The 13,990-nt window shown below is 44.5% G+C and carries 18 protein-coding genes; 11 read left to right on the top strand and 7 right to left on the bottom strand.

Annotation, left to right across the window (positions count from 1 at the left end; all coding sequences use genetic code 11):
• Window positions 1-51: 51 nt before the first annotated feature.
• From ABMY42_RS24250 to ABMY42_RS24240, 3 genes are all read left to right on the top strand, one after another.
• Window positions 52-1,020 carry a response regulator gene (locus ABMY42_RS24250; RefSeq protein ID WP_009697765.1) on the top strand — a complete coding sequence of 323 codons (969 nt, stop codon included), beginning with the start codon at window positions 52-54 and terminating at the stop codon, window positions 1,018-1,020.
• A complete protein-coding gene (locus ABMY42_RS24245; protein ID WP_005445843.1) occupies window positions 1,020-1,982 on the top strand; it encodes a sensor domain-containing diguanylate cyclase in 963 nt (320 codons plus the stop codon). Before ABMY42_RS24250 ends, ABMY42_RS24245 begins: the two co-directional genes overlap by 1 nt.
• Before the next feature lie 309 nt (window positions 1,983-2,291).
• The gene (locus ABMY42_RS24240) at window positions 2,292-2,636 is read left to right on the top strand and encodes a DUF3802 family protein (protein ID WP_005445842.1); all 345 of its coding nucleotides are present in this window, start codon (window positions 2,292-2,294) and stop codon (window positions 2,634-2,636) included.
• Between the two features lie 33 nt (window positions 2,637-2,669).
• Here ABMY42_RS24240 and ABMY42_RS24235 read toward each other — a convergent pair whose 3' ends face one another.
• Window positions 2,670-3,158, bottom strand: coding sequence for an NlpC/P60 family protein (locus ABMY42_RS24235; RefSeq protein ID WP_045489279.1), 489 nt, complete (start codon window positions 3,156-3,158; stop codon window positions 2,670-2,672).
• A gap of 141 nt (window positions 3,159-3,299) precedes the next feature.
• Here ABMY42_RS24235 and ABMY42_RS24230 point away from each other — a divergent pair, with 141 nt between their 5' ends.
• From ABMY42_RS24230 to ABMY42_RS24205, 6 genes are all read left to right on the top strand, one after another.
• The gene (locus ABMY42_RS24230; RefSeq protein ID WP_188015151.1) at window positions 3,300-5,318 is read left to right on the top strand and encodes a methyl-accepting chemotaxis protein; all 2,019 of its coding nucleotides are present in this window, start codon (window positions 3,300-3,302) and stop codon (window positions 5,316-5,318) included.
• A gap of 208 nt (window positions 5,319-5,526) precedes the next feature.
• Entirely contained in the window at window positions 5,527-5,940 is a 414-nt protein-coding gene (locus ABMY42_RS24225; protein WP_349266873.1) for an NUDIX domain-containing protein, read from the top strand.
• On the top strand, window positions 5,930-6,364 hold the full coding sequence (locus ABMY42_RS24220; RefSeq protein WP_050908090.1) for an NUDIX domain-containing protein: 435 nt from the start codon (window positions 5,930-5,932) through the stop codon (window positions 6,362-6,364). The genes ABMY42_RS24225 and ABMY42_RS24220 overlap by 11 nt, the downstream gene beginning before the upstream one ends.
• On the top strand, window positions 6,315-6,635 hold the full coding sequence (locus ABMY42_RS24215; RefSeq protein ID WP_100224511.1) for a hypothetical protein: 321 nt from the start codon (window positions 6,315-6,317) through the stop codon (window positions 6,633-6,635). Before ABMY42_RS24220 ends, ABMY42_RS24215 begins: the two co-directional genes overlap by 50 nt.
• Before the next feature lie 51 nt (window positions 6,636-6,686).
• Window positions 6,687-7,067: a hypothetical protein gene (locus tag ABMY42_RS24210; protein ID WP_005445835.1), complete on the top strand. Its 381-nt coding sequence runs from the start codon at window positions 6,687-6,689 to the stop codon at window positions 7,065-7,067.
• A gap of 37 nt (window positions 7,068-7,104) precedes the next feature.
• Window positions 7,105-7,323: a hypothetical protein gene (locus ABMY42_RS24205; protein WP_349266872.1), complete on the top strand. Its 219-nt coding sequence runs from the start codon at window positions 7,105-7,107 to the stop codon at window positions 7,321-7,323.
• A gap of 6 nt (window positions 7,324-7,329) precedes the next feature.
• Here ABMY42_RS24205 and ABMY42_RS24200 read toward each other — a convergent pair whose 3' ends face one another.
• Entirely contained in the window at window positions 7,330-7,554 is a 225-nt protein-coding gene (locus ABMY42_RS24200) for a hypothetical protein (protein WP_049536023.1), read from the bottom strand.
• Window positions 7,551-8,369: a sterol desaturase family protein gene (locus ABMY42_RS24195; protein WP_009697773.1), complete on the bottom strand. Its 819-nt coding sequence runs from the start codon at window positions 8,367-8,369 to the stop codon at window positions 7,551-7,553. Before ABMY42_RS24195 ends, ABMY42_RS24200 begins: the two co-directional genes overlap by 4 nt.
• A 180-nt stretch (window positions 8,370-8,549) precedes the next feature.
• Here ABMY42_RS24195 and ABMY42_RS24190 point away from each other — a divergent pair, with 180 nt between their 5' ends.
• Window positions 8,550-9,299: a tRNA-uridine aminocarboxypropyltransferase gene (locus ABMY42_RS24190; RefSeq protein WP_009697774.1), complete on the top strand. Its 750-nt coding sequence runs from the start codon at window positions 8,550-8,552 to the stop codon at window positions 9,297-9,299.
• Between the two features lie 172 nt (window positions 9,300-9,471).
• Entirely contained in the window at window positions 9,472-10,380 is a 909-nt protein-coding gene (gene nagK / locus ABMY42_RS24185) for an N-acetylglucosamine kinase (protein ID WP_005445828.1), read from the top strand.
• Window positions 10,381-10,546: 166 nt separating this feature from the next.
• On the opposite strand, the gene ABMY42_RS24180 is transcribed toward nagK, so the two are convergent.
• The 4 genes from ABMY42_RS24180 to ABMY42_RS24165 all read right to left on the bottom strand — a co-directional run bounded on the left by ABMY42_RS24180 (window position 10,547) and on the right by ABMY42_RS24165 (window position 13,947).
• Window positions 10,547-10,813 (bottom strand): DUF2960 domain-containing protein, encoded by a 267-nt coding sequence (locus ABMY42_RS24180; protein ID WP_005377584.1) that lies wholly within the window; start codon window positions 10,811-10,813, stop codon window positions 10,547-10,549.
• Window positions 10,814-10,887: 74 nt separating this feature from the next.
• Window positions 10,888-12,666 carry a bifunctional molybdopterin-guanine dinucleotide biosynthesis adaptor protein MobB/molybdopterin molybdotransferase MoeA gene (locus tag ABMY42_RS24175; protein ID WP_349266871.1) on the bottom strand — a complete coding sequence of 593 codons (1,779 nt, stop codon included), beginning with the start codon at window positions 12,664-12,666 and terminating at the stop codon, window positions 10,888-10,890.
• Window positions 12,663-13,250, bottom strand: a complete 588-nt coding sequence (gene mobA / locus ABMY42_RS24170) for a molybdenum cofactor guanylyltransferase MobA (RefSeq protein ID WP_005441549.1) — start codon at window positions 13,248-13,250, stop codon at window positions 12,663-12,665. Before mobA ends, ABMY42_RS24175 begins: the two co-directional genes overlap by 4 nt.
• Window positions 13,228-13,947 carry an energy-coupling factor ABC transporter ATP-binding protein gene (locus ABMY42_RS24165; RefSeq protein WP_005445824.1) on the bottom strand — a complete coding sequence of 240 codons (720 nt, stop codon included), beginning with the start codon at window positions 13,945-13,947 and terminating at the stop codon, window positions 13,228-13,230. Before ABMY42_RS24165 ends, mobA begins: the two co-directional genes overlap by 23 nt.
• Window positions 13,948-13,990: the final 43 nt, after the last annotated feature.

Raw genomic sequence — 13,990 nt, 5'->3', positions numbered from 1 at the left:
AAACAGCACAGCTAGTATTATTATTTTTTTGACTTTAGTTCCATTGGTGGCATGAAAATACTGATTTGTGATGACTCGGCGGTCGCACGAAAGTTGATTACCCGATCCATCGTACAAGATACATCATTGCACCTACTCGAAGCCCAAGATGGTCACGAGGCATTGAAAATCCTAGCGGAACAAAATATTGACGTTTTGTTCCTCGATTTGACCATGCCAGTCATGGATGGCTTCGAAGTACTAGAGTCCCTGCCTGTTAGTCAATACCAAACCAAAATTGTCATCATTTCGGGTGATGTTCAGCAAGAGGCTAAACAACGCTGCTTAGATCTTGGGGCGATGGATTTCATTGCTAAACCATTATCCGAAGAACAGGTTATTCCTCTCTATGAAACGCTCGGTCTTCATTATGCCGTTAGTGCTCACACTGAAATTGAACCTCAACATACGTTAGAAGTTACGCCGTTAGCAAAGTTCCGTGAAGTTGCCAATATTGCATTAGGTAAGGGCGCTGCAATTATGGCGGACCATCTACGTGAGTTTATTCAATTGCCGGTCCCTCACGTTGGTCCGTTGTCTTACGGTGAATTACATATGACGCTGGTGGATGTGATTGGGCGAGACAGCTCAGTTGCGGTAGCACAAAGGTTCGTAGGGGGAGGTATACACGGAGAGGCGTTGGTTTGTCTGCGTGGTAAAGATATCAACCAAATCGGCGAACGACTCGGATACTTACTTGAATTCACGCCACACAACGAAATCATCCTTAATGTGTCGAACTTACTGGTGTCTTCATTCCTAACTTCTCTTGGGAGCCAGTTAGACAAGCAGTTTTCGTTACGCCAACCAGGAATCATCGAGAACATTACCCCTTACAGCGAAGAGAAAAACGAATCTGGTGAACTCTTTACCATTGAATACACCTACATGGCAGAATCACTCGATTTTGAGTGTGAAGTTCTGTTTTTGATAGATAAATCATCCGTAGACATCATCTATGACATCATGGAGTTAATCTAATGTCCGAAATCACGCTGGACATAGCAGACTTTCACTGGGTTACCCAAATTCTGGATACCATGGACTCTGGGCTTATTGTCCTCGACCAAGACTATAAAGTCTGCGTTTGGAACAGCTTTATGCAGTCGTACAGTGGTATTTTGTCGCAAAACATTCTCGGAGAGTGTTTATTTGACCATTTTGAAGATCTTCCGAGAAGGTGGTTAGAGACAAAACTCAAGACATCAGCAGATTTAGAAACACGTTCATTTTCTAGCTGGGAAAACCGACCATACCTTTTCAAGTTCAACAACTTTTCTCCGGTTTCTAACAGCAGCAACTTGATGTTCCAAGACATTGTGATTACGCCATTGCGCTCGTTGTCAGGTGAAATTAGCCATATTGCAATTCAGATTAATGATGTTTCAGAAACGGCGCGTAACCGTATCCATTTGAGAGAAACTAACCAACACTTATCGGAAATCAGCCGTAAAGATGGTCTGACTGGTCTATTTAATCGGGCTTTTTGGGAACAATCTCTGAAGGACGAATTTGCGCAACTTAAAGTGATTGAAGGGGCGAGCTCGTTAGTGATCTTTGATATCGACCATTTTAAAAAGGTCAACGATACCTATGGACACCACACGGGGGACGAAGTGATTCGTCGTACCTCAAGCTTGTTACGTAAAACGGCACGTAGCAGCGATGTATGTGGTCGTTTTGGTGGTGAAGAGTTTACGGTTTTGCTGCCACACACCAATCAAGAGCAAGCTTGTTACTTTGCAGAACGTTTAAGAAAGCGAATTGAACAAGAAATCGTGAAAGTTGAAGACTTTTTGATTAACTACACGATCAGTATCGGCGTTTGCGAGTATAAATCGTATTTCGAAAGCCACACACAATGGCTTAAGAGTGCCGATGCTGCGTTATATCGCGCTAAAGAAAATGGTCGAAACCAAACTTGTAGTCATGAAGACGACTAGGGGATACTAGGGATTGTTGAATTTTTGTAGTTAAATTTTATTCGAGATAAAGGCGTTTTAATCGCGACGAGAGGCTTGTCGCCTAGTCATTTTAAGTAAATGCCTCTGCCTTGTATAAATAACTCACAAACTGCTGAAAGCATCAGCTCGAAAGGTGAACAGTACCGAACTCAATTGGTTGAAAACCATCCAGTTAGTGCGTCAACTCTCATTAATATGAAATAAGTTAATGAAATTTTCTCGGCATGTCTTACTATTGAAACTATTTCGCTTTCAGCTTCGAAGGCTTGCATTAAACGGAGAAAAACAGTGGTTGTAGAAACCGATGGATATCTCGCTCTAATTGAGCACTTGTCACTTAACTTAGATATTTTCACGTCTGAAATCGGTGACACAGGATCAGAAAGCATTGAAGATGTTGTGACTGACATGGTTGCATCGAACATCATGGCGATATTCGAGCAAAACCCAGAGTTGCATTCAAGCGTGCGTTTTAAGTTGCTAAAAGAGGCAGATGCGGTCGTTGAAGATTTGGGTGAAGTACTTGCGGGTGTATGGTCAAAGAAAGCGACGAATGAGCAGATTGCCTTTTTGGATGAGTACATCGCATTAGTTAAAAACCTGTTTGATACCGCGGTAGCGACCTACGACTGATTCTCTTCTTACGTCATTCAAATTCAAGAAGAGTTACATTGTAACTCTTCTTACTTGCCAAAATTTCGATGCCCAATATGGGTTGTCGATTCTCGAAATGATCACGCCTTTTGAAGTAGAAGCGTGCATGAACTGTTTGTTCCCAAGATAAATGCCCACGTGGTATGTGCTTCGTTTGGTTTTGAAAAATACCAAATCACCTTGTTGGGCGTCCGACCAACTCATTTCAACACCTTGTTTAGACTGTTGGCGGGTAGTACGCGGCAGCGACATTTTGTATGCCTCAACAAACGCTTTTTGAACAAAAGCCGAACAGTCGATGCCTGACTTTTTAGTTCCACCTAGTCGATAAGGCGTGCCTTCCCACTCATTATAGAATTGGTACAAATCCTGATTGTCGGACAACAGCTGATTGACGGGCAGGGAGGCGTTGACTTGTGTTTCTGGATCTGGACCTGACGAGCACGCACTGAGTAGCACACTGATTATTAAAGGAAAAAATAAATGACGAACCTTGCTCACTGGTCATCTCCATGACTTAAAACTGAAATATTAGCGTCACAATCAACACCTAGTATGGGCTGAAAATCACGTTTTTGTCTCACTTATGTGACGAAAAAGCGGACACGTTGATTCAAACTCAGGAAAGAACATCCATTGATTATGACAAAGCGCAAACGTTTACGCCTTTCTTTTTCACTGATTCAAACTATCAGTGCAACATTTCTAACTATCATCGCACTTGTTATAGCCCTTTCTGTCTCAAGTTTCAAAGGAGTGGAGCAGGTGGGTGACCAATTTAATGCCTTGTCTCAAAAAGCGTTACCAATGGCAATGGCAAACGCGACACTCACAAGGAACGTGTTGGAACAGGTGAAACTGCTTAATTATGGAATGCAAATAACCGATCCTAATGAACTTCCTTTGATTACATCTCAAATCGAAGAACTGGCAAGTCAAAGCGACGACCTAATCGAGCAAACGTCCGGCGTTGCTGATCATCTCTCCAGTATGCTCCAAGGAAATGTCGCAGAACTTCATCAAATCACCAACTCCATTTTATCCAAACAGTCTGCGGTGATTCAGATGCAAAGTGACATTAACTCGGCTGTTGGCGGGTTTCGTTACGGTCTTAGTTCGATTGGACCTGAGATGAACCGCATCAGTTCATTTCTTAGTAACGAAAATCCTGAATCGAGTGATGCAGCAAATCGTTTTATCGCCTCTGCAAGTTCAATGGAAAGCACTTTTTTGGTCATGATGATGCAAACTGAGCTAGGAAAAGCGGAGCGAGAATACAAGGAGATGCGCAATCGCATCGCTGGCATCAATCTCGCTTTTGATGATTTCAAAGAATGGCATCCAGAAGTTAACGAGTTTGCTAGCCTCATTGCGCCTTATGAAATGGTACAGGCCGGCTTCAAGGACGATGGTGTACTCCGTTTAATATTGGCAAAGTTGGAAAGGAGTGAGCAGCAAAAAGCTGAGTTTCAACGTGCCTCTCAACTTTCAAATGAAACCATGTATTTACTCGATCAAGTGTCTGATGCGGCCTCCGCTTTGATCAAAGAACGTGAAACCGTGGTCCAGAAAACAATTAAAAACGTTATTTTTATGGTGGTTACTGCCGCTGGTGTTATCTCTCTGGTTATCCTCGTAACGTGGTTTGGTCTAAGAACGTGGATTAATCGAGGTCTTAGAAATATTCTGAATCGCTTGTCGGCATTAACAGAGCATGACTTTCGCGACAAAGCTCAAGAGGTAGGTCCGTTTGAACTCAAAGAAGTCGCACGCAAGCTCAATCTTGTCATCGCCTCAACGCACGACTCTATTTCTACCGTGACTCGTAATTGCGATATCTTGTACCAAACTGCAGAAATCAGCCACGGTGCTGCTGAGCAAACAAATCAAAGCTTAACCACGCAAAATGAAGCGTTAATGAGCATGGTGACGACGATCACTCAGTTAGAAGCGTCGATTCGAGAGATTGCATCGGTCACTAATGCTTCGTCTGAAGATTCTTATTTAGCGACGGAACATACAGTGAAAGGTGTGAGTGTTGTGGAACAAAATCGCCTGCGTTTGGAATCACTAGAGAGCTCTCTCAACACAAACGAACAATCTATGATGGAACTCGATCTGCGCGTAAAACATATTCGTGAAATGGTTGACATGATCAGTGGCATTGCTGACAACACTAACTTACTTGCGTTGAACGCAGCGATTGAAGCAGCGCGTGCAGGAGAGCAAGGAAGAGGCTTTGCGGTCGTTGCCGATGAGGTTCGTAAGCTCGCCAGTGATACCTCGCAGCAAACCACCAATATTCGTGAAATGATGAATGAGTTAGTTATCGCAGCGGATCGTTCTCGGAAGGCTGTGAATGATTCACGTGAGGAAATGTCTTCTGCGTTACAGTCAAGTCATCAAGTGAAATCTACCTTTACTGAAATTAATGAAGCGGTTCAGCTTATCCAGCAACGTGTCGACCAAATTTCTGTTGCGACAGAAGAGCAAGAACGCGCTACCGCTGAAGTTTCTCAAGCTATCTCACACCTTTCTGAGCAAGGTGAACATACCAAACTTCAGTTGGAAGCCATGGTTGAGAGCTCGGAACAAGTCGCAGACATCGCAGGGCATCAACAAACGATGCTGCATAAATACGAACTGCTTAAAGTGAGTTGATCCAACATTAGGTAAGAGCAACCGAACTTCCTATACGACCAAAGGCAGGGCAATCGCTCTGCCTTTTTAATTTTCGACTCCAAGAGTGAGTGACCTAAATCGCAAATTGATTAACGATACGGGAGTAATGTGCCATTAGCATTTGTTAATGCTTTGTTGTCAACTCAGGGTTGTTAGAATATTCCGTTAAATATAGGGAGTGCGATAAATGCCAGAGCGAGCAAGTTTGATATTAATAAACGATCACCGAGAGGTTTTATTGATTGAACGAGTGAGGGGCGATAGACACTATTGGGTGTTTCCAGGCGGTAGTGTAGAGGATGGAGAAAGTCTTTCTGAAGCGGCGAAACGCGAAGCTCTAGAAGAGACCTCTATAGAACTGACATCGCTCAAATTTGTGTTTCAGAATCAAAATCAAGGTCGACAGGAGCATTACTTCTTATCACATATCGGCTCAGCTACCCCAACGCTAGGTAAAGGTCCCGAGCAACAAAGGCAAACGGTTTCCAATCAATATATTCTGAGATGGGTGAGTTTTACTGAGCTAGCCGTGCTTCCTCTCTTTCCAGTAGAAGCGAAACAAATATGCCTTCAGAGCGAGGAGGTACTCTTTGGTCGATAAAGTATGTCCAGTGGTATTAAGAGACCAAAATAACGAGATTCTTCTTTTCAAACATCCTCTTGCAGGCGTTCAGTTGGTGAAAGGCACTGTTGAACCCCTCGATTACGACTTCTTAAGTGCGGCAAAAAGAGAGTTGGCAGAAGAGTCGGGGATTGAACTGGTCAATCAAACAACCTACTTAGGGGCTTGGGAGAGTGGGTTTCAAGAGCAGATTTGGCATTTCATTTTGTGTGAATGTGAAGCGTTGCCGGAACAGTGGGTCTTCCACACTCAAGATGATGGTGGGCATGATTTTGAATTCTTTTGGCATAAGGTGACAGAAGACATTTCTTTTCGTGCGCACCCTGTTTTTCAACATGCTTTAGAGCAAGTTCGTGAGTTTATTCGTCGAGACGACAACGCTAGGTCGTTGGTTTCGGTTTGATGTGAGGGAGCTTGGCTTTGATAAAACCAATACCGTGATTTTCTGGTCGCCCAATCAAGAATTTGGTGATTGGAAAGAATCAAAAGAGGATTTTATGCCTTACAAAGAGACCGAACTTTTACAACTCAGCGAACTTCCGAGCAAAACGCTATGCTTTTATCAGGAGCGAATTCATAAGGAAGAAGTGCCATTGTTATTCTTTCGTACCCCTCACGTACTGTTTAAAGGCTCTGTCGGTCTCAAAAATGGTCATGAAATTACAATTGTTTAGCTGACTTCTATATGCTTTGCGCATTCATTCAGATAAGGAAAGGAAACGATAATGGATAAATTCGTAGTGTTTCTCCTATGCCTTTGCCTGACAGTAGGTGGCGTTATTCACCTTTACGACAATATTGTCGATGGCTTTTTGCCTTACGATTTTGCCCCAGGCTGGTTAAACATGTATTGGAGTGCTTTGGGTCTCCTAGATTTGCTTGCCGTGTATTTGTTGATCAAGCATCGACGGACCGGGCTGGTTTTAGTTTTATTGATTATGTTAAGCAGCGTAGGCTTTAACTCGTATGCACACTATGGATTGGGTATCTTCGAGAGCAGTGGACAACTGCAATGGCAAACGTTGCTATTAGGATTTTCTATTGGGGTATCAATTTGGTTGTGGAATTCGCAAAAGAATCGTCACTCTCGTCAGATATTCCGTTAACTTTTTGACATTACTTATTTTTCAACAGGGAAGTGTTATGGATAACTTTAAGGAGCTGGCGAGCTTCGGTAATTTTGCTGCGCTATCAGGCTTTAGCTTTGGTGCCATCTTTTTTGGTATTGCATTTGTATACGCAGCAATAAATAAACAACAAGACGTGAGTGTACTCGCCATCTCATCGATTATTCTGGGGATTATCGGCTTGTTTGTCGGCGTCACTCAATCAAACAAGAAACGTAATTTGATTAAAGCCTAAAGATTTCTATTCAATCCTAAATACACTGGGGTGAGTAGCGGTTGCATGTTCGTGATACATATCATCGAGGTAGGTCAGCAACTCATCTTCTTCTAGAAATGGCGGCACTACCAAATCTCTGATTGGGCGCTTTATCGATGTTTCTGAATCGATATAAAGCGTCCAAACCCCATCTTTGCATTCCGCAAGCATGACTTTTCCAAACACATTCACTTTCATTGAGCGGCTCATGAGGAAGACTTTTCTTTGTAACGAAATGGCTGGGTAATCAGTTTATCTAATCTTTGCTCGTCTTTGTCGCGAATCTCTGGAACACCAATCACAACATCATCATGTCCTAACTCCGGTTGAGCTCGATATGTGCCAAACAAGCGATCCCAGATAGACAAGAAGAAGCCAAAGTTTGAATGTGTCTCGCGCACGATGACGGAGTGGTGAACGCGATGCATGTCTGGTGTCACAACCAACTTACGTAACGTCGCGTCCCAAGGCAGTGGCAGCTTTGCATTGCTATGGTTAAACATGGCGCTGGCATTCAATACGATTTCAAACACAACGATGCCAATAGGAGAGACGCCTAAAGTAAACACAGCGGCGATTTTTACCACCATAGAGAGAATGATTTCTATCGGGTGGAATCGTGTCCCGGTTGTGACATCGATATCCAAGTCAGCATGATGCATGCGGTGAAGCTTCCATAGCGGTTTAACTCGATGGAAGACTAAATGCTGCAGGTAGATGATGAGATCGAGTAGCACAACGGTTATCAGCACATTTAACCAAGTCGGGAAGGCAAGAGCATTGAGTAGGCCCCAATGGTTTTCATAAGCGATGATGGCCGCTTGAAAGGCTGCAATCGGCATAACTATGGCAATAACGACACTATTTAGTGCGACCAATGTGAGGTTGTTAAACCAGCGAAATGAACGGTCGACAGTCAGCTGCTTTCTCGGTCGCTTGTTTTCCCACAAGGTGCACAGCAACAAAACACCAATGAAGATGCTGAGTCGTAGCCAAGAAGGGTCGTTAAATGCAGTTTCGGGCACACTAATTTCCTTGTTTGATTCGCTTATTTGTTAAGACCTTAACACTCCACCGTATCTTTCAACGAGAAGAAAGGAATGTGAATGTCCGTCCGTTTATCAGCATTTCTTGAGACTAACCCTCTATGCAAGTAGAATCGCGCTCTACTTTATGAAGACCCTAACAACTGGCACTTTCTATCCATGAGAATCCACGCTTTCCATCGTTTATACCAGCACCGTCAATCTATCTCAACGAAGCCGTTTAACGCTCGCGGTTGTAAAGTGGTTCGCTGTCCTTATTGTCAGGTTTCTGAACAATATTGTTTGTGCGAGATTCAGCCGAACATTGAATCCAATATTGCCTGTATGCTGATCGTATCGGAAAACGAAGTGTTTAAGCCAAGTAATACTGGGCGTCTTATTGCTGATACGATTCAAGAGACCTACGTGTATCAATGGAATCGTACCGAACCTTCTGAAGAGATGTTGGCATTGCTAGAGAACGATGCTTATCAACCTGTGGTTGTCTTCCCAGCAGATTACGTGGATGAGCCTGAACGTTTGTTGGACGGTTTAAATCCAGAGCGTTTGAAGACATCCGATGGCTCGGATAAAAAGTGGCTAATGATCTTCATTGATGGTAGTTGGCGTGAGGCACGTAAGATCTTCCGCCGTTCAGAGTTTCTTAAATCTTTGCCTGTGCTTTCTATTGAGCCGGAATCACTGTCTGAATACATTATGCGTCGCTCAGATAACGAGCAACACTTATCAACGGCAGAAGTGGCGACGTTAGTATTCAAACAGGCAGGTGAAGAGCAAGCGTCTGAGTGTCTGCAGTTGTGGTTTGAAGCCTTCCGTGAAACCTACATGCTGACGAAAACTCGAGTAAAAACCGACTGGTCTCGCCCGCATCTGAAACGTTTCAAAGAGTGGGCTAAAATCGAGAGCTAACTCTAAGGAATGAACTTTTGTTGATGGCTTGTTGTTCAACTGGCTTCAACGAGGGGATAAATCTGCATTCCGTCACGGTTTGCAGGCGTACAGATATGGATAATGCCTAAAGTTTATCTTTTTGACTCCAGCATATTTTGGGAGTCGTTTGAGCATTTTAGGAGAGAATTGCATGTATTACGGCTTTGATGTCGGTGGCACTAAAATCGAGTTTGGTGCGTTTAACGAAAAACTTGAGCGTGTAGCAACTGAACGTGTACCAACACCAACAGACAACTACGATTTGCTGGTAGAAACCATCGCAGGTCTGGTTAACAAATACGATGCGGAATTTGGTTGTGAAGGTACGATTGGTCTTGGTCTTCCTGGCATGGAAGATGCGGATGACGCAACCGTACTAACGGTTAACGTACCTGCCGCAAAAGGCAAACCACTTCGTGCGGATCTGGAAGCTAAAATCGGTCGCAGCGTAAAAATCGAAAACGATGCAAACTGTTTCGCGCTTTCTGAAGCATGGGATGAAGACCTTCAAGACGAACCATCTGTACTAGGTTTGATCCTTGGTACGGGTTTTGGCGGCGGCTTTATCTACGAAGGTAAAGTGTTCTCTGGCCGTAACCACGTTGCGGGTGAGGTAGGTCATACACGTCTTCCTATCGACGCTTGGTTCCACCTAGGCGAAAACGCGCCTCTACTAGGTTGTGGTTGCGAAAAGAAAGGTTGTCTAGACAGCTACCTGTCTGGTCGTGGTTTCGAGCTTCTTTATGCGCATTACTATGGCGAAGAGAAGAAAGCGATCGATATCATTAAGTCACACGCAGAAGGTGAAGCAAAAGCGGTTGAGCACGTTGAGCGTTTTATGGAGCTTCTCGCAATCTGCTTTGCGAACCTGTTTACTGCGACTGACCCACACGTTGTTGTACTAGGTGGTGGTCTATCTAACTTCGAACTGATTTACGAAGAGATGCCAAAACGTATTCCTAAGTACCTGCTTTCTGTCGCGAAATGTCCAAAGATCATCAAAGCAAAACATGGTGATTCAGGTGGCGTACGTGGTGCTGCGTTCCTAAACATCAAATAATCGTCTGAGTTTTCGGTAAGCGAAAATACATAAGACCTATATTGAAAGCCTCGTTTTCCTTTAAGGTGAAACGGGGCTTTTTACTTATAGAGTACGAACAAAAAGAATAGGTATAAAAAAACTCGCGACGAATCGCGAGTTTTTGTTTTGATCTGTGTAGCTTGGCTTATTTGTTCTTTTTGCCTACACCCAAGTTTTCTTTTTGAGCTAGGGTGATTTTGCTAAAGCCTAATTTTCTGAAGTAGTTATCACGGTAGTTGCGCACTGCTTTAGTGTCAGACACTGCTTCGATTTGTTGCTCCATCTTTAGGAACTCAGTGATGTCGATACCTTCTGCTTCTGCAACCGCTTCTTGAATGTTGCGGTGTTGCTGGTACGAGAACGTCAGTTCTTTGTCTTGGTCTTTGTAAGTGTAAAGAATGGTGCGAGCCATAGCTGTCTCTCTGAAAAGTTTTTCTGTCATCAATAAAAAGGTCAGACGTGCTGACCTTCTCATTTTTAGTTGGGCTAGATTCTGCCTTGAAGTGGGATAATTGTCACGCTTTCTCCCGTTTTTACTATATCAACAGCAGGGGAGATTTCGATCAGGCAGTTTGCCTCGCTCATTGAGCGCAAGATACCAGAGCCTTGTTTACCCGTTGTGCGGACCGTTAGACGACCTGTTTCGTCTAGTTCGTAGATACCGCGACTAAACTCGGTACGACCTTGGCGAGAACGGAGGTTTTCTGTGGCAATGGCACTGACTTTGAGTGGCTTCCAGCCTTGCTCACCTTGCATCTTACGCAGCGCAGGCTCAACAAAGTTGATGAATGAAACCATCACGGCAACAGGGTTCCCCGGCAAACCAAAGAAAGGTTTATCGTTGATTTGACCGAACGCAAGCGGACGACCAGGACGCATGTTGATACGCCAGAAATCAATTTGACCGAGCTTATCCAATGCCAGCTTAATGTAATCTGCATCGCCAACGGATACGCCGCCAGAAGTCATCACTACGTCGGCTTGCGCAGAAGCATTTTCGAGCGCTTCAATCATCAACTGCTCGTTGTCTTCTAGAATACCGAAATCCAAAATTTCACAGCCAAGTTTCTCTAACATGCCCATGATAGTGAAACGGTTTGAATCGTAGATTGAATTCGCTTTCTGATCTGTACCTGGCGCTTGCACTTCGTCACCGGTAGAGAACACTGCAACTTTCAACTTGCGGAACACATTGGCTTCACCAAAGCCAAGAGAAGCAATCATGCCCATCTCAGGGGAGGCTAGGCGAGTGCCTGCGGTAAACACATCGCTACCAATTGCTAAGTCTTCACCCGCTTGGCGAACGTTTTGACCGGTTTTGATGCTTGCACCATTGAACGTGACTGTATCGCCATCCTGTGTTGCCTGTTCACGCATAACAACGGTATCACCATTGATAGGTGTTGGGGCGCCCGTCATGATCTTAACCGCTTGACCAACTTCCAGAGGTTGATCGTAAGCGTGACCCGCCATCACTTCAGCAACCACTTGGTAGTTGTCGCGCTCGATGTCATCACCGCGAATAGCGTAACCATCCATCGCTGAGTTGGTGTATTGCGGCACGTTAACTGGTGACACCACGTGGTCTGCTAGCACACGACCATATGCATTTTCAATCTTGCACGCTTCGGTTTCAGCAACTGTGTTCACCAAAGATAGGATCTTTTCTTGGCCTTGAGCGACAGAAAGGAAAGCTGGAGAAAGGGTATCGCAGCAAGCGGCTTCTTTCTCTTTACTCTTTGGTGCTTTCGCTTCTTGAACATACTGAATAACGAACTGGGCAATCGCCTCAAGATCGTTGATGTTCATTTGTGGCAGCTCAGAATCCAGTTCGCCGCTGTCTGAAGCAATCGCGATGATGTTTTCATCGTTTGGATGAAGCCAAGGCTTGCCGACTTCTTCTCGGTGCAATTCGATCTTAGGAAAGGCAATGTTTTTGCAGCCTTCCACCAAAACCACATCTAGCTTCTCTTCATCGAATCGCGTCAGTAGGTAATCAAACTCCGATTCTGATTCTGGTGTTTCTGTCATCAGTGCGAAGCGGTTACGAGAAGAGATCAGCATTTGCGATGCGCCCGCTTTACGTAGGCGATGGCTGTCTTTGCCCGGTTGGTCGACATCGAAGTTATGGTGTGCGTGCTTTAGCATACCGATGCGTAAACCTGCTTCGGTCAACTTTGGTAGTAATGCTTCAAGTAGCGTAGTTTTGCCGGTACCAGAGTAGGCAGCAAAACCAAGAATAGGGATGTTTAGCGTGTGTTTCATGATTCAAGTTGTCCAAATTGCGCCAATTCTTCAGGCGTATTTAAGTTGACGAAACAGTTTGGTGAGTCGCTAAAGTCAACGTAACTGGTGTTGCACTCTTTGTAGAGTAGGATGATCTTACGATCGCCACGTTCTAAAAACGCGGTCAGCTTTGGCAGTACGCGCTTGTGGTAAAGCGTGAAGACAGGCTGCTGGTGGTCGCCATCATGAGCAACCAAAATATCGGTGTCTTCTTTTACTGCATTGCAAAAACGTTCAACAAGATCAGTGTTGATTTGTGGGCTGTCGCAAGGGACGAAGCCAACCCAATCGGTTTCTGCATGAACCAAGCCCGCGTGGATACCGCCCATCGGACCTGGGAAATCTTTAAATTGATCGCTGAAGACGAAACCAAACGCACGGTAGGCGTCTTGGTTTCGGTTCGCATTGATTAGAATGCGCGGTGTTTGCGGAGATAAACGTTCGATAACGTGTTCGATGAGTGGCTTCTGATTCAGTTCGATCAGACCTTTGTCTTTTCCACCCATACGGCTGGCTTGACCACCAGCCAAAATGACCCAACTAGTTTGTGTTGGCTGAAGCATATGCGTTCTCTTGGGATGTTTCTTTTGGTATGACATACAAGAGTGGAGACTCTATCAAAGTCTTGTCTTTAATCCACCACTGTTTTTTACATAAATCCGTCAACGCGTTCGCTTGGTGGCTAGTCACAACAATACTAGAGCCACGATCAAGCAGATCTTTTGCCATGATAACCAGACGTTCAATCGACTCTTGGTCGAGAGAGGCACTTGGTTCGTCCATCAACAAAATCGATGGTTTTAAAATCCAAGCTCGTGCCATTGCTACGCGTTGCTTTTCACCGCCGGACAATACAGAGATGTGTTCGTCGGCTAAGGTTTCTAACCCTACCATGCGCAGCGCACTAATAACTTGAGCTCGCTTATCTTTTGCCGTGTCTTGTTGATATTTAACTCCATAAACGACGTTTTCATACACAGTGCCGTCAAAAAGGTAAGGAGACTGATGGAGATAAATCACGTCAACACGACCATTGCGACGCGTCCACTTCTTCAACCAAGTATCTTTCGGTGCCACCACTTTACCCGTTGAAGGCTTGAGCAAACCTGCAAGGATCTTAAGTAAGGTGGTTTTACCAACGCCATTGTCACCTTTTAGGTAAATCGCGTCGTTTGGACCAATGGCTAATTCAGGGATGTGGAAAAGCACACGCTCTTTAAAGCGCATGGACAATTGCTCGGCGGTAATTTTTATAGTCATAATTCACCCTTACATTGGGTCGATGGCGAGTCGATTGCTTGCT

Source organism: Vibrio sp. SSH13-20 (assembly GCF_040104475.1).
GTDB classification, from domain to species: domain Bacteria; phylum Pseudomonadota; class Gammaproteobacteria; order Enterobacterales; family Vibrionaceae; genus Vibrio; species Vibrio harveyi.
This window is presented reverse-complemented; position numbering and strand designations above follow the sequence as displayed.

What these genes read in the sequence shown, in the direction of transcription:
- ABMY42_RS24250 (WP_009697765.1), top strand. Translation starts at nt 52, where the DNA reads ATGAAAATACTGATTTGTGATGACTCGGCGGTCGCACGAAAGTTGATT.
- ABMY42_RS24245 (WP_005445843.1), top strand. Translation starts at nt 1,020, where the DNA reads ATGTCCGAAATCACGCTGGACATAGCAGACTTTCACTGGGTTACCCAA.
- ABMY42_RS24230 (WP_188015151.1), top strand. Translation starts at nt 3,300, where the DNA reads ATGACAAAGCGCAAACGTTTACGCCTTTCTTTTTCACTGATTCAAACT.
- ABMY42_RS24225 (WP_349266873.1), top strand. Translation starts at nt 5,527, where the DNA reads ATGCCAGAGCGAGCAAGTTTGATATTAATAAACGATCACCGAGAGGTT.
- ABMY42_RS24210 (WP_005445835.1), top strand. Translation starts at nt 6,687, where the DNA reads ATGGATAAATTCGTAGTGTTTCTCCTATGCCTTTGCCTGACAGTAGGT.
- ABMY42_RS24205 (WP_349266872.1), top strand. Translation starts at nt 7,105, where the DNA reads ATGGATAACTTTAAGGAGCTGGCGAGCTTCGGTAATTTTGCTGCGCTA.
- ABMY42_RS24200 (WP_049536023.1), bottom strand. Translation starts at nt 7,554, where the DNA reads ATGAGCCGCTCAATGAAAGTGAATGTGTTTGGAAAAGTCATGCTTGCG.
- ABMY42_RS24190 (WP_009697774.1), top strand. Translation starts at nt 8,550, where the DNA reads ATGAGAATCCACGCTTTCCATCGTTTATACCAGCACCGTCAATCTATC.
- nagK (WP_005445828.1), top strand. Translation starts at nt 9,472, where the DNA reads ATGTATTACGGCTTTGATGTCGGTGGCACTAAAATCGAGTTTGGTGCG.
- ABMY42_RS24180 (WP_005377584.1), bottom strand. Translation starts at nt 10,813, where the DNA reads ATGGCTCGCACCATTCTTTACACTTACAAAGACCAAGACAAAGAACTG.
- ABMY42_RS24175 (WP_349266871.1), bottom strand. Translation starts at nt 12,666, where the DNA reads ATGAAACACACGCTAAACATCCCTATTCTTGGTTTTGCTGCCTACTCT.
- mobA (WP_005441549.1), bottom strand. Translation starts at nt 13,250, where the DNA reads ATGCTTCAGCCAACACAAACTAGTTGGGTCATTTTGGCTGGTGGTCAA.
- ABMY42_RS24165 (WP_005445824.1), bottom strand. Translation starts at nt 13,947, where the DNA reads ATGACTATAAAAATTACCGCCGAGCAATTGTCCATGCGCTTTAAAGAG.